Annotated in this window: 19 protein-coding genes; 9 read left to right on the forward strand and 10 right to left on the reverse strand. The window is 64.3% G+C overall.

Annotated elements, in window-relative coordinates; genetic code table 11:
• Positions 1-291 precede the first annotated feature (291 nt).
• Positions 292-3,501, forward strand: coding sequence for a phosphoenolpyruvate carboxylase (gene ppc / locus P0D96_RS28740; RefSeq protein ID WP_132375608.1), 3,210 nt, complete (start codon positions 292-294; stop codon positions 3,499-3,501).
• A 74-nt stretch (positions 3,502-3,575) separates the two neighbouring features.
• Here ppc and P0D96_RS28745 read toward each other — a convergent pair whose 3' ends face one another.
• On the reverse strand, positions 3,576-4,328 hold the full coding sequence (locus P0D96_RS28745; RefSeq protein WP_408316816.1) for a class I SAM-dependent methyltransferase: 753 nt from the start codon (positions 4,326-4,328) through the stop codon (positions 3,576-3,578).
• Between the two features lie 153 nt (positions 4,329-4,481).
• Between P0D96_RS28745 and P0D96_RS28750 the strand changes: the two genes are divergently transcribed.
• From P0D96_RS28750 to P0D96_RS28770, 5 genes are all read left to right on the forward strand, one after another.
• Positions 4,482-5,294 (forward strand): helix-turn-helix transcriptional regulator, encoded by an 813-nt coding sequence (locus P0D96_RS28750; protein WP_408316818.1) that lies wholly within the window; start codon positions 4,482-4,484, stop codon positions 5,292-5,294.
• 298 nt (positions 5,295-5,592) lie between these two features.
• Complete coding sequence (argH, locus tag P0D96_RS28755) at positions 5,593-6,999, forward strand: argininosuccinate lyase (RefSeq protein WP_408180662.1); 1,407 nt, start codon at positions 5,593-5,595, stop codon at positions 6,997-6,999.
• Between the two features lie 375 nt (positions 7,000-7,374).
• A complete protein-coding gene (locus P0D96_RS28760; RefSeq protein ID WP_408316820.1) occupies positions 7,375-7,881 on the forward strand; it encodes an energy transducer TonB family protein in 507 nt (168 codons plus the stop codon).
• Positions 7,882-8,370: 489 nt separating this feature from the next.
• Entirely contained in the window at positions 8,371-9,678 is a 1,308-nt protein-coding gene (locus tag P0D96_RS28765; protein WP_132375618.1) for an MFS transporter, read from the forward strand.
• 213 nt (positions 9,679-9,891) lie between these two features.
• Positions 9,892-10,071: a hypothetical protein gene (locus P0D96_RS28770; protein ID WP_132375620.1), complete on the forward strand. Its 180-nt coding sequence runs from the start codon at positions 9,892-9,894 to the stop codon at positions 10,069-10,071.
• Between the two features lie 54 nt (positions 10,072-10,125).
• On the opposite strand, the gene P0D96_RS28775 is transcribed toward P0D96_RS28770, so the two are convergent.
• Complete coding sequence (locus P0D96_RS28775; RefSeq protein WP_012432108.1) at positions 10,126-10,260, reverse strand: hypothetical protein; 135 nt, start codon at positions 10,258-10,260, stop codon at positions 10,126-10,128.
• A gap of 116 nt (positions 10,261-10,376) precedes the next feature.
• Here P0D96_RS28775 and P0D96_RS28780 point away from each other — a divergent pair, with 116 nt between their 5' ends.
• Entirely contained in the window at positions 10,377-10,514 is a 138-nt protein-coding gene (locus P0D96_RS28780; RefSeq protein ID WP_408316822.1) for a hypothetical protein, read from the forward strand.
• A gap of 460 nt (positions 10,515-10,974) precedes the next feature.
• Here the strand turns inward: P0D96_RS28780 and waaC are convergent, their stop codons facing one another.
• A complete protein-coding gene (waaC, locus tag P0D96_RS28785; protein WP_408316823.1) occupies positions 10,975-11,979 on the reverse strand; it encodes a lipopolysaccharide heptosyltransferase I in 1,005 nt (334 codons plus the stop codon).
• 211 nt (positions 11,980-12,190) lie between these two features.
• On the opposite strand from waaC, the gene P0D96_RS28790 reads away from it, so the two are divergent.
• A complete protein-coding gene (locus P0D96_RS28790) occupies positions 12,191-13,768 on the forward strand; it encodes a chloride channel protein (protein WP_408316825.1) in 1,578 nt (525 codons plus the stop codon).
• A gap of 248 nt (positions 13,769-14,016) precedes the next feature.
• Here P0D96_RS28790 and P0D96_RS28795 read toward each other — a convergent pair whose 3' ends face one another.
• From P0D96_RS28795 to map, 6 genes are all read right to left on the reverse strand, one after another.
• Positions 14,017-14,328, reverse strand: coding sequence for a hypothetical protein (locus P0D96_RS28795; RefSeq protein ID WP_408236262.1), 312 nt, complete (start codon positions 14,326-14,328; stop codon positions 14,017-14,019).
• A gap of 306 nt (positions 14,329-14,634) precedes the next feature.
• Positions 14,635-14,889 carry a cell division topological specificity factor MinE gene (gene minE, locus P0D96_RS28800; protein WP_091796304.1) on the reverse strand — a complete coding sequence of 85 codons (255 nt, stop codon included), beginning with the start codon at positions 14,887-14,889 and terminating at the stop codon, positions 14,635-14,637.
• 14 nt (positions 14,890-14,903) lie between these two features.
• Positions 14,904-15,719 (reverse strand): septum site-determining protein MinD, encoded by an 816-nt coding sequence (gene minD, locus P0D96_RS28805; protein WP_063495093.1) that lies wholly within the window; start codon positions 15,717-15,719, stop codon positions 14,904-14,906.
• Between the two features lie 103 nt (positions 15,720-15,822).
• Positions 15,823-16,671 carry a septum site-determining protein MinC gene (gene minC, locus P0D96_RS28810; RefSeq protein WP_132375628.1) on the reverse strand — a complete coding sequence of 283 codons (849 nt, stop codon included), beginning with the start codon at positions 16,669-16,671 and terminating at the stop codon, positions 15,823-15,825.
• Positions 16,672-16,893: 222 nt separating this feature from the next.
• Positions 16,894-17,427, reverse strand: a complete 534-nt coding sequence (locus tag P0D96_RS28815) for a GNAT family N-acetyltransferase (protein WP_408180667.1) — start codon at positions 17,425-17,427, stop codon at positions 16,894-16,896.
• A gap of 198 nt (positions 17,428-17,625) precedes the next feature.
• A complete protein-coding gene (gene map / locus P0D96_RS28820) occupies positions 17,626-18,411 on the reverse strand; it encodes a type I methionyl aminopeptidase (RefSeq protein WP_408316827.1) in 786 nt (261 codons plus the stop codon).
• A 369-nt stretch (positions 18,412-18,780) separates the two neighbouring features.
• On the opposite strand from map, the gene P0D96_RS28825 reads away from it, so the two are divergent.
• The gene (locus tag P0D96_RS28825; RefSeq protein ID WP_408316829.1) at positions 18,781-19,773 is read left to right on the forward strand and encodes an alpha/beta hydrolase; all 993 of its coding nucleotides are present in this window, start codon (positions 18,781-18,783) and stop codon (positions 19,771-19,773) included.
• On the opposite strand, the gene P0D96_RS28830 is transcribed toward P0D96_RS28825, so the two are convergent.
• Complete coding sequence (locus P0D96_RS28830) at positions 19,733-20,248, reverse strand: chalcone isomerase family protein (protein ID WP_408316831.1); 516 nt, start codon at positions 20,246-20,248, stop codon at positions 19,733-19,735. The genes P0D96_RS28825 and P0D96_RS28830 overlap by 41 nt on opposite strands.
• Position 20,249 lies beyond the last annotated feature (1 nt).

Genomic DNA, 20,249 nt, shown 5'->3' on the forward strand with positions numbered 1-20,249 from the left:
CGCGCGCCTGCCCCATCCCAGCCTGTTCACGCACGGTCGTTCGCGCACCGGGCCGCCGCATGCGGGATGATGCAATGCGGCCTGACGTGGCTCAGGTGCCGCAGGTGCCTCGAACAAGTGTCGTGCGGATGCGCGGCACCGTTCAGGCGCACAGTCTCCTCTCAGGCGTATCGCCATCGGCGCATACCGTTTCGCGCGGTTCCCTTTGCAGTTCACGTTGCAGTTCATAGTGCAGTTCCGCAGTAGCAGTTCATCACTCAACAGACCCTGGCTTCCCTGAGGAAACCCATCGTGACGTCTTCCGGATCGGCGCGCCCTGCCCGCCGCAACACTGCATCGCCCAACGCTCGCGCGGCCGACGCCGCCAAGCCCGCCGCCTCTGCCGCCGCCGCTGCCGGGCCGACATCGGCCAAACGCGCCGGCAAACCCGCTCAGGCTGCTCACGCTGCCAAAGCCGGCAAGGCCGCCAAAACCTCCACGCCCGTCAAGACGGACAAGACCGTGAAGGCAGTCAAAACGGATAAGACGACGCAAGCCGCATCCGCCGCCAAGGCGCAAAAGGCCGCCAAGGGCGGCGCCACGAAGATCAAGGTCGTCGCCGACGCGCCGCAAGCGCCCGCGCTGCAGGCTGTGCCAGATGAATCGTCCAGCGCCGCGCCTTCTTCCGCGTCCGCGCCGAAGAACAACGGCCGCACGCGCGAGGACAAGGACCATCCGCTATTCCAGGACATCCGCTATCTCGGACGCCTGCTCGGCGACGTGCTGCGCGAGCAGGAAGGCGACGCGGTGTTCGACGTCGTCGAAACGATCCGTCAGACCGCCGTGCGCTTTCGCCGCGAAGACGACAGCGCCGCCGCGCAAACGCTCGACAAGAAACTGCGCTCGCTGAGCCCGGAGCAAACGGTCAGCGTGGTGCGCGCGTTCAGCTACTTTTCGCATCTCGCGAACATTGCTGAAGACCGCCACCGCAATCGCCGCCACCGGATTCACGCGCTGGCCGGCTCGACCTCGCAACCGGGCACGATCGCCCACGCGCTCGAGCGGCTCGTCGAAGCCAACGCGGCCGCCACGCCGGTGCTGCAGCAGTTCTTCAACAACGCGTTGATCGTGCCGGTGCTGACCGCGCACCCGACCGAGGTGCAGCGCAAGAGCATTCTCGACGCGCAACACGACGTCGCGCGTCTGCTCGCCGAACGCGACCAGCAGTTGACCGACCGCGAACGCGCGCACAACGAAGCGATGCTGCGCGCGCGCGTCACGTCGCTGTGGCAAACGCGCATGCTGCGTGATTCGCGCCTTTCCGTGGCCGATGAAATCGAGAACGCGCTGTCGTACTACCGCGCCACCTTCCTCGAAGAAATCCCGGCGCTCTACGCCGATATCGAAGAAGCGCTCACCGAACACGGCATCGACGCGCGCCTGCCGCCGTTCTTCCAGATGGGCAGCTGGATCGGCGGCGACCGCGACGGCAATCCGAACGTCACGGCCGAAACGCTCGAAAACGCGATCACCCGCCAAGCCGCGGTGATCTTCGAGCACTACATGGAGCAGGTGCACAAGCTCGGCGCCGAGTTGTCGGTGTCGAACCTGCTGGCCGGCGCCAGCGACGCCCTGAAGGAACTCGCCGCCGCCTCGCCCGACCAGTCGCCGCATCGCACCGACGAGCCGTATCGCCGGGCATTGATCGGCATGTACACGCGGCTCGCGGCAAGCGCGCGCGTGCGCCTCGGTGAAGGCAGTGTGCCGGTGCGCAGCGCGGGCCGCGGCGCGGCGCCGATACGCGCCAAGCCGTACGGCGATTCGTCCGAATTCGAGCGCGACCTGCACGTGCTGATCGATTCGCTCGCCGAGCATCATGGCGCGCCGCTCGCCGCACCGCGTCTGTCGCCGCTCGCGCGCGCCGCCGAAGTGTTCGGCTTCCATCTGGCGAGCATCGACTTGCGCCAGAGCTCCGATATCCACGAAGCGGTGATCGCCGAACTGCTCAAGCGCGCGGGCGTCGTAGACGACTACGCGGCGCTCACGGAAGAAGAAAAACTCAAGGTGCTGCTCGCCGAACTGGCGCAGCCGCGTTCTTTGCGCCTGCCGTACGCGGAGTACTCCGATCTCGTGAAGAGCGAACTCGGCGTGCTCGAAGAAGCGCGTATCACGCGCGAAAAATTCGGCGCGCGTGCGGTGCGCAACTACATCATCTCGCACACCGAGACCGTGAGCGATCTGGTCGAAGTGATGTTGCTGCAAAAGGAAACCGGCCTGCTGCACGGACGTCTGGGCGATGCGAACGATCCGGCGCAAGCGGGCCTGATGGTGATCCCGTTGTTTGAGACGATCCCCGACTTGCGCAACGCACCGCACATCATGCGCGATCTGATCGCGCTGCCGGGCGTCGACGCGCTGATCGAACATCAGGGCAACGAGCAGGAAGTGATGCTCGGCTATTCGGACAGCAACAAGGACGGCGGCTTCCTCACGTCGAACTGGGAGCTGTACCGCGCCGAACTCGCGCTGGTGTCGCTCTTCAACGAACGCGGCGTGACGCTGCGTCTGTTCCATGGACGCGGAGGCACCGTGGGCCGTGGCGGCGGTCCGACCTATCAGGCGATTCTGTCGCAGCCGCCGGGCACGGTCGACGGCCAGATCCGTTTGACCGAACAGGGCGAAGTGATCGCGAGCAAGTTCGGCAATCCGGAGATCGGCCGGCGCAATCTGGAGACGGTGGTCGCCGCGACGCTCGAAGCGTCGTTGCTGCCGCACGGCATTGCGCCGGCGCAACTGCCCGCGTTCGAAGAAACGATGCAGCAGTTGTCCGACGCCGCAATGGCGTCCTACCGCGCGCTGGTCTACGAAACGCCGGGCTTCAAGGAGTATTTCTTCGAATCGACGCCGATCGCGGAGATCGCGGAGTTGAACATCGGCAGCCGGCCGGCTTCGCGCAAACTGCAGGACCCGAAGCAGCGCAAGATCGAAGATCTGCGCGCGATTCCGTGGGGCTTCTCATGGGGCCAATGCCGTTTGCTGCTGACCGGCTGGTACGGGTTCGGCAGTGCGGTGGCCGCACATCTGGACAGCGCGCCGAGCGACGCCGAACGCACGCGCCGTCTCGCGCTGCTGAAGAAAATGCACAAGACGTGGCCGTTCTTCTCGAACCTGCTGTCGAACATGGACATGGTGCTGGCGAAGACCGACCTCGCGGTCGCTTCGCGCTACGCCGCACTCGTATCCGACAAGAAACTGCGCAAGCACGTGTTCGAGCGGATCGTCGCGGAATGGGAGCGCACGTCGAAGGTGTTGTCGGAGATTACGGGCAAGAGTGAGCGGCTCGCGGAGAACCCGCTGCTCGCGCGTTCGATCAAGAATCGCTTCCCGTATCTCGATCCACTGAATCACTTGCAGGTGGAGTTGCTCAAGCGTCACCGCGGCGGCGACACCAACGCGCGCGTGCGGCGCGGGATTCATCTGAGCATCAACGGGATTGCGGCGGGATTGCGCAATACGGGCTAAGCGCGAACGCAATTCATCACACGCATTTGAGCACTCAAGCCGTGCGCGACGTAGTTCGTCGCGCACGGCTTTTTTCATTGCGCTTCGATCATCGACGCGTCAAGCTTGAATGAGCCGTCTTCCTGCACGTCGAAGTATTGACGGACTTCATCCGGCGAATTCGCCCACATCGAGCGAATCGCCACCACGCGCGGTTCCGGCGTGCGCATGCGCGCCACCCACGAACTGAACTCGATGTCGATGCGCCAACGCTCGCGAATCGATGCCCGGAACCCCGCCGTGGCAAATAACGCAATCCACTCGTCGGCACGGTAATCGCGAATATGCGAGCCGTCGCGCAATAACTCGATCGCCTGAATGTGCGTGTCGAGCAATGGATGATCGCTGCCGGCGATATCGATGAACAACACCTTGCTGCCCGGCTTCAGCACACGCCGTACTTCGGCGAGCGCGAGCGGCACGTCGTGCCAGTGATGCGCGCTCATCCGGCTGATCACCCAGTCGAACGAATGATCGTCGAACGGCAGCACTTCGGCCGCGCCCTGTTGCGTGCGAATGTTGGCGAGACCGCGCTCCTTCGCTGCGTCTTCCACCGTCGCCAGCATTTGCGGTGCGATGTCGTAGGCGACCACCGCTTTCGCGTGCGGCGCGACGGCGAAACTCGCGTGGCCCGCACCGCAACCCATGTCGAGTACCGTCGCATCCGGCGTCGCCGCGATCGATTCGGCCAGCGTCCGCAGATCGGCGCCGGTGGCATGGGTCGGGCTCGTCAAATAGGCGGCGGCGGTCGAGCCGAAGGCGTCGGCGACCTGATCGTGATGCTTCATGGGAGGCTCCGGTTATGTATTCGGGGTAGCGCTGGAAGGCGTTGTGCCGTTCCAGCCGCTACAATAGATCCCGCGATGTACCAGTACAAGTTAAGCAATTATTCTGGTATCTCCATTACCTCCCTCCACTTCCGCCGCCTGCCGCCGAACAGAATGACCACGCCGTCTCCCGCCGACAACCCGCCGCCGCTCGACGCCACCCCGGCCCGCGCGCTCGGCGACTTCATCCGCGCTCACCGCGAGCGGCTCTCGCCGCAAGCGGTCGGCCTGCCGCCGGGGCCGCGCCGCCGCACGCCAGGTTTGCGGCGTGAAGAAGTCGCGCAACTGTGCGGCGTGAGCCCGACCTGGTACACGTGGATCGAACAGGGACGTCCGGTCTCCGCTTCCGCCGACGCGCTCGCGCGCATCGCGGTCGCGTTGCAACTGTCGCGCGCCGAACGGGCTTATCTGTTCGAACTGGCCGCCCAGCGCGACCCGGCGGAACCCGATCCGGCCGCCGCCGACGCGCCCGCCACCCTGCTGGAAACCGTGCAACTCGTGAGCGCGCCGGCCTATGTGCTCGACCGTCAGTGGAATGCGCTCGCCTGGAACGAGCGCGCCAAAGACCTGTTCGTCGGCTGGCTGGACGGCGCACACGACCGGAATCTGCTGCGCTACACCTTCACGGAACCGGCCGCACGCGAGCTGATCGTCGATTGGGAAACCCGCGCGCGGCGGCTCGCCGCCGAATTCCGCGCCGACTCGATCCGCCATCTGAACGACGCGCCCACTCGCGCGCTGATCGACTCGCTCGCCGCCGCGAGCGACGCGTTCGCGCGCTTCTGGGCCTCGCAGGACGTCGGCGGCCGCGAAGGCGGACGGCGCGAGTTCAACCATCCGCGCGACGGCCGCATCGTGTACGACCAGATCACGTTCAAACCCGCGCATCGCGAGGATCTGAAGCTGGTGGTGCTGGTGCGCGAGTAGGCGTCGGCGGGGCGACGGCCTTGGCGTCACACGCACTCGACGTGCGCGCCCCAGCCGCCATCCGCATCGCCCAACCTGGGCCGCGCCGGCGAGGCGCCGCCCGGGTTCGCGCAAGTTGCCCGTGCGAACTTCGGCTGTGTCGCGTACGAGACTTGAAAGCCTGCCGAGTCTTTCCGGCCCGCGCCCAGTGTTAAAATCCCTGTCTTTCCTCGCTTCGGCGGCACCTTTGCACGGCACGTGCATTCGCGTCGTCAGCCTCCTCACCGCTCGCTCAACTGCCGCTTAACTGCCCAACACCATGACGTCCCAACTGCACAAAAAAGGCGAAGCCTGGTCGGCTCGCTTCTCGGAGCCGATGTCGGAACTCGTCAAACGCTACACGTCGTCGGTTTTCTTCGACAAGCGTCTGGCGCTCGTCGATATCGAAGGGTCGCTCGCGCACGCCTCGATGCTGGCCGCGCAGAAGATCATCGCCGCCGACGACCTCGCCGCGATCCAACGCGGCATGGCGCAGATCAAGGGTGAAATCGAGCGAGGCGAGTTCGAGTGGCAACTCGATCTGGAAGACGTGCACCTGAATATCGAAGCGCGCCTGACCGCCTTGATCGGCGACGCCGGCAAGCGCCTGCACACCGGCCGCTCGCGTAACGACCAGGTGGCGACGGATATCCGTTTGTGGCTGCGCGGCGAGATCGACCGGATCGGCGGTTTGCTGACCGAATTGCGCACGGCCCTGCTCGACATGGCGGAGAAAAACGCCTCGACCATCATGCCGGGCTTCACGCACCTGCAAGTGGCGCAGCCGGTCACGTTCGGCCATCACCTGCTCGCTTACGTCGAAATGTTTTCGCGCGACGCCGAGCGCATGATCGATTGCCGCAAGCGTGTGAACCGTCTGCCGCTCGGCGCGGCCGCGCTCGCCGGCACCAGCTATCCGATCGACCGTCACGCGGTGGCGAAGACGCTGGGCTTCGACGGCATCTGCGCGAACTCGCTCGACGCGGTGTCCGACCGTGACTTCGCGATCGAATTCACGGCGGCGTCGGCACTCGTGATGACGCACATCTCGCGCTTCTCCGAAGAGCTCGTGCTGTGGATGAGCCCGCGCGTCGGCTTCATCGATCTGGCGGACCGCTTCTGCACCGGCTCATCGATCATGCCGCAGAAGAAGAACCCGGACGTGCCCGAACTCGCGCGCGGCAAGACCGGCCGTGTGAACGGCCATCTGATCGCGCTGCTCACGCTGATGAAAGGCCAGCCGCTCGCGTACAACAAGGACAATCAGGAAGACAAGGAGCCGTTGTTCGACACCGTGGATACGGTCGCGGATACGCTGCGCATTTTCGCTGAAATGGTCGCCGGTATTTCGGTGAAGCCGCAAGCCATGCGCGACGCCGCGCTGCAAGGCTTCTCCACGGCTACCGATCTGGCCGACTACCTGGTCAAGCGCGGCCTGCCGTTCCGCGATGCGCACGAAGCGGTGGCGCTGGCCGTGCGCGTGTGCGCGGATCGCGGCTGCGATCTGGCGGATCTGACGCTCGACGAAATGCGCAAGGAACTGCCGAACGTCGCGCATCTGATCGGCGAAGATGTGTTCTCGTATCTGACGCTGGAAGGGTCGGTGGCGAGCCGCAATCATCCGGGCGGCACGGCGCCGGAGCAAGTGCTTGCAGCGGTTAAGGCGGCACGCGAAGCGTTGAAGTAACAGGTCGCGCTGTGAGCGGCGAGCACTGAGGCGAGATCACGCGCTCGTTGCTTGCTTGCCTCTTGCTCGCAGCTTGTGGATAGAAAGGCGAACTCGTAGTCGGATTCGCCTTTTGTTTTTTGCGCCGCACGGGCCCGCGTGAACCGCGCTGCAAAAAAGAAAAAGCCCGCGCGAAGCGGGCTAAATGAAAGACTTCCACCGATGCCTCTCGAAAGAGGCCATCAGAGTGTAGGCGCGTTTTCGCCGCGCACCAATTCGCTCATATTTCAGCCTATTACAGATGGTTGGGCCACATACAGCGGGCGAACGCCAATTGATTCCTGGCGGTTTTTGACTACCATCAAATTACATCCTGCCTCGAGTTTTTCTCCGACAATGCTCACCCGCACGCGTCACCTTCGCTGCCTGACCGGACGCCGTGTGCGCGGCACGCTGCTCGTTGCTGCGTTGGGCGTCGCCATCGCTGGCTGCACCATCACGCCGCCGCCAAGCGCGACCGTACCGACGCCCGCGGCCGCCATCAACAGCGCCACACTCGATCAATACCGCGATGCCGTGGCGAGGCGCATCATCGAACGCAATCCGTCTTATGTGCTGCGCGGCACGCCGCAAGCGATGCTGCGCTCGCTGGTGGTGGTGTCGTTCACGGTCGATCGCAACGGCCACGTGGTGGAGTCATCCGTGTATCGCACCAACGGCGACGACGAAGCCGAGAGCACCGCGCTCGCCACCTTGCGGCGCGCCGCACCGCTGCCGCAGCCGCCCGGCAAGTTGCTGAACGGCCGTGGCCAGCTCGAACTGTTCGAAGACTGGCTTTTCAACGACAACGGCAAATTCCAGCTTCGCGAGTTCGCCTCGCCACAAGCGCAAACCATCGACTGAACGCGGTTCGTTTCGTGCAAAGCACGCGGCGAGCCCGGCGCCGCCTTGCTGCGGCGCGGCCGCGCTCGTTATAATTTTCCGATTCCCTGCGCCGGATCCTTCCGGCATGGCTCACGCCGCCCGCTTACCCGCGGGCGCGGCAAGAGCCCGATTGCAGCGCCGCCGCGCCATCCGCGAGCGCCGCCTGCTTGAGGCACGATGCGTGCGCCGCTGCCCTGATCGCAAATCATCAAGGCCTCGCGCCGCACCGGCCGCTTTACCTTGCTCGCCGCACACGTCACGCGTCCCGCCTGGTTTTTCGCCTTGCAGGAGCGCTTCCGCCAGTTGCCGTTGTAAGCTGTCGCACAGTCGCTCGCGCCGTGCGTGGCCGCCCATCGGCCCGCGACCGACGCGAGGCGCATGAACCTGAACAAAGATGCCGCCCACACACGCGCACCCCCGGCTCACGAACCGGGCGCCCAACGGCATCACGACACATGGAGACCCTGCATGTCCACTTCGCCGATTTCCGCGACCCAGCCCAATGCGGCCGGGCAGAACAAGAGTTCGCGGATCATCTTCGCGAGCTTTATCGGCACCGCGATCGAGTTCTACGATTTCTACGTCTATGCGACCGCCGCGGCGCTCGTCATCGGACCGGTGTTTTTCCCGCATGGCTCGGCGACGGCGCAGGCCTTGTCGGCCTTCGTCACGTTCGGCATCGCCTTCGTGGCGCGGCCGATCGGCTCGTTCCTGTTCGGCCACTTCGGCGACCGGATCGGCCGTAAATCGACGCTGGTGGCGTCACTGCTCGTGATGGGCCTGTCCACCACGCTGATCGGTTTCGTGCCCGGCTACGACTCGATAGGCAGCCTGGCGCCGATCCTGTTGTGCATCTTGCGCTTCGGCCAGGGCATCGGTCTGGGCGGCGAATGGGGCGGCGCGGCGCTGCTCGCCACCGAGAACGCGCCGGCCGGCAAACGCGGCTGGTTCGGCATGTTCCCGCAACTCGGGCCATCGATCGGCTTTCTGGCTTCTAACGGCCTGTTCTTCGCGCTGGCGCTGTCCTTGAGCGACGAACAATTCCGTAGCTGGGGCTGGCGCGTGCCGTTCCTGGTGAGCGCCGTGCTGGTCGCGCTCGGCTTGTACGTGCGCTTGAAAATCGCCGAGACGCCGGCGTTCCAGGCGGCGATCGACCGTCAGGAACGCGTGAAGGTGCCGATCGCCACACTGCTGTCGCAACACTGGCTGCCGACTTTGCTCGGCGCGCTCGCGATGGTGGTCTGCTACACGCTGTTCTACAACGCCACCACGTTCTCGCTGTCGTACGGCGTCTCCGTGCTGCATATTCCGCGGCCGACGTTCCTCGGCCTGCTGTGCATCGCCGTGGTGTTCATGGCGCTCGCCACGCCGCTGTCGGCCTGGGCCGCCGACCGCTATGGCCGTAAGCCGGTGCTGATCGTCGGCATCATCGCGGCGATCCTGTCGGGCTTCACGATGGCGCCGCTGCTCGGCAGCGGACAGACGTCGCTGGTGCTGCTGTTCCTCGTCATCGAACTGTTCCTGATGGGCGTGACCTTCGCGCCGATGGGCGCGCTGCTGCCGGAGTTGTTCCCGACCAACGTGCGCTATACCGGCGCGGGTGTCGCGTACAACCTCGGTGGGATTCTCGGCGCGTCCGTCGCGCCGTATATCGCGCAGATGCTCGCCGCGCGCGGCGGGCTGCCTTGGGTTGGCGCCTATGTGTCGATCGCCGCGGCCGTGAGCATGATCGGCGTGCTGTGCATGCGTGAAACGCGCGACACACAGCTGATGTAACGAGGGGCGCCGATCTCGGCGCCTTGACTCTTCGCTCGGTGCCGCCCGGCGCGCGCTTCTCACGCCGCGGCGGCATCGGCCACCGCCTCCGCCTGCTTGCCGCTTCACGCCCTCCGCTTGCCGAGCATTCCTGAGTAAATTCCCGGCCTTGCGCGTCTTTTTGACATGCCTATACTCGACTCAAATAACCCTATAGGTAGCAGGGAGGCACGGATGAACGTTCATCTTCACAACGCGGATGTCGTGATGATCATTGCGCTGGCGCTGCTCTGTTCGCTGTTGCTTGCATTGCGCTTTCGGCCGGCGACATGGAAAGGTATCGTCGTGGAAGCGCTGGCTGCGAATGCCGCTGCCATTGCCGCGGTCGTCGCGTTTGAAATGCTGCTGGCCTGACTGACGGTCAGCACCGCAGCGCCGTTATAGGCGCCGCGGCTACAGCCGGAACCGTTAACGGTAGTAATAGCCGCCGTGATGGTAGTAACCACCGCCGCCGTAGTAGCCCGGTGCCGGCGCGACGATGCAACCGCCAAGTGCCGTTGCGAGTAGCGTGCCTGCGATCAGGCTCAAGATTAAGCGTTTCATATTTGTTCTCCGTCGAGTCAGATTCATTCGAGCCGAAACCCCGAATGACTCGATTGAACACGACGGCGCCTTGCGCGAGCGTTGCCATTTGTAAGGGAAGATCACCGAGGTGTTACATGATCGACGCGCGCGACACGCTGCGTCCTGCGCGCGATCACGACGAATTCACATCAGAGGAAAACACCGCCTATACTGGTTTGAACGTGTCGGTCCGGCGCGTGCCTTGCTGGCGGCGCATGCGCGGTGCAAGGTAGAGATGCCGGATAGCGTGCCTACGAATGCGCGCACCGCGCCGGCGCCTTTGGCGACATGAAAAATGCGCGAGTAGCCAATTAGGCGCTCAACGAAAAGCGACAGATTTAACAGGCGTGTAATGCGCGACGCCTTTTTGGATCGGCGGCTGTGGGGAAGCCGAAGTGCCGCACGAAACCGTGCGGACATTCGCACCCATACCCGGCAGATGAACCAGAGATGAACCCGGCGGACCGCCAGGCGGCGGTCGTCGCGTCAACACTGAGCGCGTGTGCGTGGTCACCGCTCAGTGCGTACCCGGATGTGTTGTTTGCAACGATTCCTCTCCGCCCGCTGTTCCCCGACACGGGCGTTTTCGGAGGCGTTACGAGGCAGCGCTCATTTGCTTGAGCGGACTGCGCGTCACGCCTCTTTTCTTTTCGAGCAAACGATTGCGCAAGACCGCGCCGCGAGAAGGCACGCTCAGACGCCAGCGGAGCCGTGCTGCACGGCGACGTCATGCGCCTCGGTGTGAACGTAGTCGATCGCCTCGAGCGCGGCGCTGATGGGCGGCACTGACTGGCCGTCGCCGATGGAAATGGAGCGGAACGGTGATTCGATGCCGTAATGCGACGGCGGGGTCGCCACGAAGATCATCACGGTGCGCTTCTGCAGCGCGTGCGCGAGATGGACGAAGCCGGTGTCGGTGCCGACCACGAGCGAGCACGCGTCGATCATCTGCGCGATTTCCGTCACGCTCAGTTTCGGCAGGACGGTCGCGCCCGGCAATTGCGACGCGATCTGCTCCGCTTCGAGGCGCTCGCCTTCCGAGCCCCACGGCAGCACCAGTTGAAAACCGCGCTGCGCCAACTCGCGGCCGATCGCCACCCAATGGCCTACCGGCCATTTCTTGTCGTCTTTCGAGGTGGCGTGAAAAAACGCCGCGACCGGTGCGCCGTTCGGCTCGAAGGGAAGCCCGGCCGGCTCCGGCAGCCGCAGATTGAAGACCGCCGGGCCTTCTATTTCATAGCCTAGCGCCTCGCCCGCGCTGATGCGCATGCCATGCCACGCATTGCATTTCGGACGCGGGCCGAATCGCCCGGTATAAGCGAACGCGGCGCCCTGCTCCCCCAGATCCGGAGCCCGGTAGCCGATGCGCCGCGACGAGCGCGCCAGAAACGCAATGATCGCGCTCTTGTACACGCCCTGAATGTCGATGATGAAATCGTAGCGATAGGCGCGCAGTTCGGCGATGGACGCCCAGATCGATTTGAAATCGGCCCAGCGGCGCGCTTTCTTGAAGCGGCGCAACGGCGCGCACAACACGCGGTCCACGTTCTCGCTCCAGTGCACCACTTCGGCGAATGCTTCGTCGGCGGCCCAATCCACCTGAACGCCAGGAAACGCGCGCTTGATATCGGCGACCACCGGCAGGGCCTGCACGATATCGCCGAGCGAAGTGACCTTGACGATAAGGACTCGCTTCATTAAAGACCTGTCAGTTGTTCGAACATCCAAGCATTTTAGCCGACCAACAGGATAATCATTGCCGAGCGAGTCAGCGCGTCTATCGGTCATCAATACGGCGGTTACGTCCAGCCCCTTTCACGCAGCCCTTTTACACCACTTCAAAATACTTTCATATCGGTTTACGGGCCCGGCGCGCCTTATACTGCACCCTTTGCGACAACACTCGCTCATGTCCCGGCCCATCCCGCTCCGATCTTCCGCCATCGTTCGACGCGCGAAGCGACTCTGGCGCCAATATGGCATCTTCTGGCTCGGCGCGATTGCGGTCGGGCTCGTCGCGGTGCTGTACGCGAGACTGATCGACTGGGGCTACAGCGAGTTCCACTCCGTGCAGCAACGGCACGGGTGGGCGCCCTTGATCATCACGCCCGCGGTCACGGCGCTCGCCGTCTGGCTCACGCGCAAATTCTTCCGCGGCGCCGAAGGCAGCGGCATTCCGCAGGTCATCGCCACTCTTCACTCGAAACCCAGCGAATACGGCGCGCGGCTTCTGTCGTTTCGAATTCTGTTCGGCAAGATCGCCGTGTCGTTTCTGGCGATTCTCGGCGGCTTGACGATCGGCCGCGAAGGACCGACCGTGCAGGTCGGCGCCGCGCTGATGTTCAATCTGCGCCGGCTCTATCCACGTTCGAATGCGCTGATCGAGCGGCAACTGGTGCTGGCCGGCGCGGCGGCGGGTCTGTCCGCGGCGTTCAATACGCCGCTCGCCGGCATCGTCTTCGCGATCGAGGAATTGACGCGCAGCTTCGAGGCGCGCGCGAGCGGCGTGCTGATCACCGCGATCATCATCGCCGGCGTGATCGCACTCGGCGTCAATGGCAACTACACCTATTTCGGCACGATTCAGATCGGCGCGAACTTTCCCGATCTGCTGGCGCTCGCGGTGCCGCTCACTGCCGTCGTCACCGGGCTTGCGGGCGGTTTGTTCGACTGGCTGCTGTTGAATACCGCGCGCTGGATTCCGGCGCCGCTGCGTCAGTTGCATAGCGAGCGGCCGGTTGCGTTCGCCGCGCTGTGCGGTTTGGTGATCGCGGTGGTCGGCCTGATTTCCGGCGGCACGACTTTCGGCAGCGGCTACGCGGAAGCGCGCGGCTTGCTCGACGGGCACGTGCAGTCGTCCGTCTTCTACCCGTTCTTGAAAATGATCTCGTTGGTCGGCTCTTACCTGCCGGGCATTCCGGGCGGCATCTTCGCGCCGTCGCTGGCGATCGGCGCGGGCTTCGGCAATCTGCTGCACAGGGTGTTCGGCTCGATGGATCTGCCGATGCTGATCGCGCTCGGCATGGTCGGCTATCTGGCCGCCGTCACGCAGTCGCCGATCACCTCGTTCGTGATCGTGATGGAGATGATCAACGGCCACGCGTTGGTGATCTCGCTGATGGCCACCGCGTTGATTTCGAGCCGCGTGTCGCGCCTGTTCGCGCCGCCGCTGTACGAGGCGCTGGCGGCGCGCTATATGGCGCCACTGCCGCAACCTGCGCCCGCGCCGACGCCAGAAATGCCGGACGTCGAACCGACAGATCCGGCCGCGGCGCAAGTTGACGGCGAGCCGTCTGCCGAAGATGCCGATGGCGGCGCTCCGCAAGTCGACGCGCCCGCTCCGGTTGTGGAGAGAGCCGATAGCGAGCCGCCTGCCGAACACGCCAGCGGCAGCGCTCCGCAGGTCAACGCGCCCGGTCCGGCCGCTGGGCGAGCCGATGGTGAGCCGCCAGCCGAAGACACCGACCGCGGCACACCGCGTCAGTAAACGACGACGGCCGGCGCGCGCAGATACACCGGCCGCGCCGGCACGACGACGCAGCCGGCCAGCATGACCGCCAGCACGGCGATCAGAAGCAGATTCTTTTTCATCACATGGTTTCCTGAAGCGCGCGCGGGCGAGCGCTACGCCGAGTGCGTGCGCGGCGCCTGCATTTGTCTGCGCTTGTCGAAATGGAAGGGACGGCACACGCGGTATTCACCGCGCCGCGCCGCGCACTGCGTAAGTCCGTAGCGTTACGCCCAGTGACCTTGAACCCAGTGATAGTTCGGACCGTGCGCGACCCAGTGGCCCGGCACCCAGTGATAGCCGACACGTTCGGCTTGCCAGTGACCGCCGACCCACACATAGCGGCCGTGATCCCAGCGCCAATGACCGTGATCCCACACGTAGCCGACACGCGGCGCCGGCACGGCTTCGTAGCGCACCGGCGGCGGCGCGGACGGCGCGATCACGACGACTTCCGCGGCCGAAGCCGATGCCACAGCGGCTGCGCCGGCGGCGATCAATACGGTGTTGGCAAGCAGCAAACGAAAGGTCTTGTTCATGTTTTCCCTCTGTAGGTGAACACCGAAGGCGGCATTACGCGTTTAATGCGCGAGGGAACAAAGCGGCTGACTGCGGGCGTGTAACGCCGCACGCTGAAGTGCAACGGATTATTTCGACGCACGGTCGACGCGCGCGAGCAAGCCCATGCACGCGCGCACGAACAATGAGGAAGTGGGAATAACGAAGCGGCACAACAGCGCGGCGCGCTCGCGCACCACTCTGCGTCACGTCATCTCGACGCAACGCAGCGAAGCGCGCAGCACGTCATAAGAAACCGGCCGCGAGAGGAAACAGGCTTTAAGCGATCAGGCCTGCGGTATTTCGATCTTGACCTCGAGCACTTCGAGATCGTCCTGACGTTCGAGACTCACGCGAATATCGTCATTGGAAATCTTCACGTACTTCGAGATCACGGCCACCAATTCGCGTTGCAACGCAGGCAGGTAATCGGCAGGCGCATGGCCGCCGGCGCGCTCATGCGCGATGATCAACTGCAGGCGTTCCTTCGCTACCGACGCGGACTTCTTCTTCTCGCCCAGCAAAAACGAAAGAATCGACATTACGTGCGCTCCCCTTACTTGGTGCCGAAGAGGCGCTGCAGCAGCCCGGGCTTCTGGTAGTCGGTAAAGCGAAGCGACTTCTGCTCGCCGAGGAAACGCGACACGACGTCTTTATAGGCTTCGGCCACATCGGTGCCGTCCAGATGCACCGCCGGCAAGCCCTGGTTCGATGCGTGCAGCACCGCTTCCGATTCCGGAATCACGCCGATCAGATCGATGCGCAGGATTTCCTGGATATCGGTCAGCGACAGCATTTCGCCTTCGCTGACGCGCTTGGGGTTGTAGCGGGTGATCAGCAGGTGTTCCTTGATCGGTTCCTTGCTTTCGATTGCGCGCTTAGTCTTCGACGACAGAATGCCGAGGATGCGGTCCGAGTCGCGCACCGACGAGACTTCTGGATTCGTCACGATCAGCGCTTCGTCGGCGAAATGCATGGCGAGCAGCGCGCCCGATTCGATACCGGCCGGCGAATCGCAGACGATGAATTCGAAGTCCATCGCGATCAGATCGTTGATGACCTTCTCGACGCCTTCCATCGTCAGGGCGTCTTTGTCACGCGTCTGCGAGGCCGGCAGGATAAAGAGGTTCTCGCACTTCTTGTCCTTGATGAGCGCCTGGTTCAGATTGGCTTCGCCCTGGATCACATTGATCAGGTCATACACCACGCGGCGTTCACAACCCATGATGAGGTCGAGGTTACGCAGGCCGACGTCGAAGTCGATCACGGCGGTTTTGCTGCCACGCAGAGCGAGGGCCGATGCAAAACTCGCGCTCGTGGTCGTCTTGCCCACGCCACCCTTGCCCGAAGTCACCACAATGATTTTTGCCATTACCCTTACCTTGTGTTCGTCAAATTCGTCAATTATGCGCGGCCATATTTGCCGTGAAACGCAGCGTGCCTCAGATCGATCGAGGCAGCGCGCTTCACGTCGCTTACGTGAGCCGCAGCGGTTCGATCATCAACTTTTCTTCTTCGAGCCAGATCTGCACCGGCTTGCCGAGCACGTCGGCCGGCAATGGGTTCTCAGTCGTTCGATAGATGCCTGCGATCGAGATGAGTTCCGGCTCGAGACACGTGCAGAAAATGCGCGCATCGTGATTGCCCTGCACGCCGGCCAAAGCCCGGCCGCGCAGCGGCGCGTAAATATGGATGTTGCCTTCCGCGATCACTTCGGCGCCGTAGCTCACGAGCCCGAGCACCACCAGGTCGCCCTTGGCATAAATGCGCTGGCCGGAGCGCAGCGGCTTGTCGACCACCATGGTTTGCGACGACGTGGCAAGACGCACCGGCTCCGCGGCGGGAGCGGGTTCGACGGCGGCGGCCGTGGCCGGTGTGCCGTTTTCCGGCGTGCCGGCGGCGAGCTCGAACAGATCGGCCGGCGGCGTGGCCGTGGCGGCGGTGACGACCGGCGCCGCTGCGGCGGCGTTGGCGCTGTCTTCGTCTGCGGATTTCGCGGCGGCGCCGCGGCGGTCACGAGCTTCCAGAAGCGGCAACTGCGACTCCGCAGCCCACGTCTGCTGCGCGTTGGCGACCACGCCGACCGGACGCATGCGCACGCTGTCGAGCAGTTGCGCGATGTCGGCGAGCGGCACGCGTTCGTTCTCGGCGAGACGGCGCACATCGATCGCGACGACGTCGTTAGCGAAAAATTCGGGGGTCGCCTCGAAGCGCCGGGTCAGTTCGGCACGCATGGCGTCGAGGTCGGTTGTCTTGACCACGAACAGGAGCGTGTCGACAGAGCCGCTGCGAAGTTCGAAAAAGGGCGATTTCTTGGGCGACATAGCGTTCGGCAAAAAATTTTGCGTATTTTACAGGCGTCGACGCGCGCGGCCAGCTTTTTTGCCGGGAGAACGGGCCGCCACGATGACGACGCGGCCCTGCACAGGCAACGCGACGGCCTCGCAGCGGCCATTCAGGCCGCGCATCGCGCCGATGACCCGGCGACAAACGCTGAAGAGACGCGGAAGGGAATCGAGCGGCAGACTGTTGCGCCGCTCGCGAGATCACTGCTGAAACACCTGGGACGTGGTCGGCACATGTCGCACCAGCAGGCTTTCGGCCTGGTCCGGTGCGCGCATGACGCGCCGATGCTCGCCGGTCGGACCGAAGCCGAGCGCCTCGTAAAAGCGCATGGCGTTGCGGTTGGCGTCGGCGACCCACGCGTAGATTTCCGTGGCGCCTTCATTCGAGAGCCACGCGGCGGCCGAATCGACCAGCAGCTCGCCGCCCCGCAGATGACGCACGGCCGGCGCCACCCACAGTTCGCAAACGAATGCGCGGCGCGCCGCGGTGTCGTCGAAGTGCGCTTCGATCAGTCCCGCTGGATGGCCCTCGGTGTAGAGGATGAAGGTGGTGATGATGAAGGAAACCGCGTGATCCGCGGCGGTGGCGTCGAAACTGGCGGCGTCGGCCGACAACGCGTCCTCGAGCGTGGCGCCGAAGGCATAGGGTGCCTCCCGCAGCGACGCAGTACGGAGTTCGCGGAAAACGGCGCCCTGATCAGCGGCGATACGGCGAACGGTCAATGACGGACTCATGCAGACGAAAACCCCTTGAAACCCTAAGGCGTAGCTTTAACCGAACCGGCGCGAGAGTCAAATCATTCTTTACCGGAATGTGGCGCGCGCCGCAGGAAGTCCCCTTTGGAGGCTACATATGGAGCATATCCAGACTCAGCAGCATGCCGCGCGCCTGCCTGCGGCGCATGCGCCGGACGCAGTACACGCCATGCATGGTCATGGCGCTTCGTAGCTACCGGTGCCGTCCGGCCACGGTGTCAGCAGTTCATAGCCGTCGTCGGTCACGGCGATCATATGTTCCCATTGCGCCGACAGCGAGCGGTCCTTGGTGACCACGGTCCAGCCGTCGCGTTGCACCGCGGTGCCCGCGCGGCCGGCGTTGATCATCGGCTCGATCGTGAAGACCATGCCCGTCTTCAGACGCACGCCCTGCCCCGGCTGGCCGTAGTGCAGCACTTGCGGGTCTTCGTGGTAGACCTTGCCGATGCCGTGCCCGCAATAGTCGCGCACGATCGAGAAGCCGTCGCGCTGCGCCACCTTCTGAATCGCATGGCCCACGTCGCCGAGCGTGGCGCCCGGCTTTACTTCGCGGATGCCGGCAAGCATCGCTTCATAGGTCGTGTCGATCAGCTGGCGCGCCACCGTGCTCGGCTGGCCGACGCAATACATGCGGCTCGTGTCGCCGAAGTAGCCGTCCTTGATGATCGCGACGTCGATATTGATGATGTCGCCGTCTTTCAGGATCTCGCCGCGATTCGGAATGCCGTGGCACACCACCGAGTTGACCGAGGTGCACACGGTCTTCGGAAAACCCAAATAGCCGACATTTGCCGGAATCGACTTTTGCGTATTGACAATGTAGTCGTTGCACAGTGCGTCCAGCTCTTCGGTGGAGACACCGGCCTTGACGTGCTCGCCGATCATCGCCAGCACGTCGGCCGCGAGGCGGCCGGAAATGCGCAGCTTGGCGATGTCGTCGGGAGTCTTGTAGGTAATGGCCATGAATTCGGTCGATGTGGGTCGAATGGGAGGTCGATGTTCAAATCGATCGGCCAATTGTACAGAGGATCGCCGCCGAGCCTCGGCGAGCCGCGCCAGACTCGCCGCGCCGGGGATTTCGTTGCGACGTTTTGCTCGGAAGAATGGAGGCTCTTGCGTGCGCGTCTTTGGGTCGTCGCATCGCGTGAACAGCAGATGTCCGCGACATTGGGTATGCGAACCATTTGAGGAGCATAGCCATGCCGGAGTCCGGCGACAAATCAGCATGACTTATCGATGCATCCGCTCGCAGCGCCAAGCACTGCCTGCATCCGCTTTCGGGATTCACGCGTACATGGTTCGAAAGCATCTCTTCGAACGGATCCGACTCTCATGCCTCGACGCCTGCTTACCTTGACCGCCGCGTTGGCGCTCGCCGCTCTCGGCGGCTGCAGCGCCGCCGGCGTGCTCAACGCCGCCGTATTGCACAAACATTTCCGGGCCGAGAACGGCCTGGCTTACGGCAACGCGCTGCGCCAGAAACTCGACGTCTACGTGCCCACCACCGACGCGCCGCCAGCCGCTTCACACGGCCGCCCGGTCGTGGTGTTCTTCTACGGCGGCAGTTGGCAGACCGGCTCGCGCAACAGCTACCTGTTCGTCGGCGCGGCGCTGGCGTCGCGCGGCTTCGTCGCCGTGCTACCGGACTATCGGACGTGGCCCGACACCGCCTTCCCCGGCTTCGTCGACGATGCGGCCACGGCCGTGCGCTGGGCACGCGACCACGCGGCCGAGTTCGGCTGCGACTCGTCGCGAATCTTCCTGATGGGACATTCGGCGGGCGCGCATATCGTGATGCTGCTCGCCACCGACGGCCGCTATCTCGCCGCGCAGCAAATGAGCAAAAGCGATATCGGCGGTGTGATCGGCCTGGCCGGCCCGTATGATTTTTTGCCCTTGCACGACGCCACGCTCGAGGAAATCTTCCCGCCCGCGTTGCGCGCCGCGAGTCAGCCGATCAACTTTGTCGCTGGCGACGAGCCGCCGATCTTCCTCGCGGCAGGCCAGCGCGATACCACCGTCGATCCGGGCAACACCGATAGGCTAGCGGCGAAACTGCGTGCATTGGGCGACGCGGATGTCGAAGTGAAGCACTATCCGCGCGTCGGGCACGCGCTGCTGATGGGCGCGTTTGCCGGGCCGTTGCGCGGCTTTGCACCCGTGCTCGACGATGCGAGCGGGTTTATCCACAAGCAGACGAACAATGAAGCGCGGCGTTCGCGTGACGGTGCGGGTGATGTGCAAGGCGACGTTTATCAAATGCGCCGGCAGCGCGCGAATTCGGCTACCGCGCCGCCGTGCCCAGCAATTGCTTGCGTAAAATAGGCGCGCGCGTCGACGGATCGAGCCAGATGCCGAAGAATGCGCGCGCGAACGCGGGATCGTCGAACTCGCCGGTCATGCGGTCGCCGACATAGAAACGCACGCCTTGGTCCGGCAGATACACCGCGCTCAACTGATCGCCGGGGCCGACATCCACGAAGGCCTGCAGCATGTCCGCGCGCCAGCGTTCCAGTGTATCGGCCGGAATCGGCGCGGCAGCCAGGCGTTTGATCTCGCTGATACCGGTGTCCGCGAGGCGCTCGCGCTTGATGCCGCGCGCGTAGACGATGTGCAGCGCGAAGCGTTCGTCGTAATCGACCGGCACGCGTTCGCTCCACATCTGCGCGCGATAGAGCCGGAAGCCGAACACGCTGAAATCGCCTTCGCCGACGAGTTGCGCGGATTGCACATCGCCGCGCCAGTCGGCGCAGGCGGCGCTTGCCCACAACATCAGCGCGAGAGCGGTGAACGCGCGCACG

Source organism: Paraburkholderia sp. RL17-347-BIC-D (assembly GCF_046027915.1).
In the GTDB taxonomy this organism is placed as follows: domain Bacteria; phylum Pseudomonadota; class Gammaproteobacteria; order Burkholderiales; family Burkholderiaceae; genus Paraburkholderia.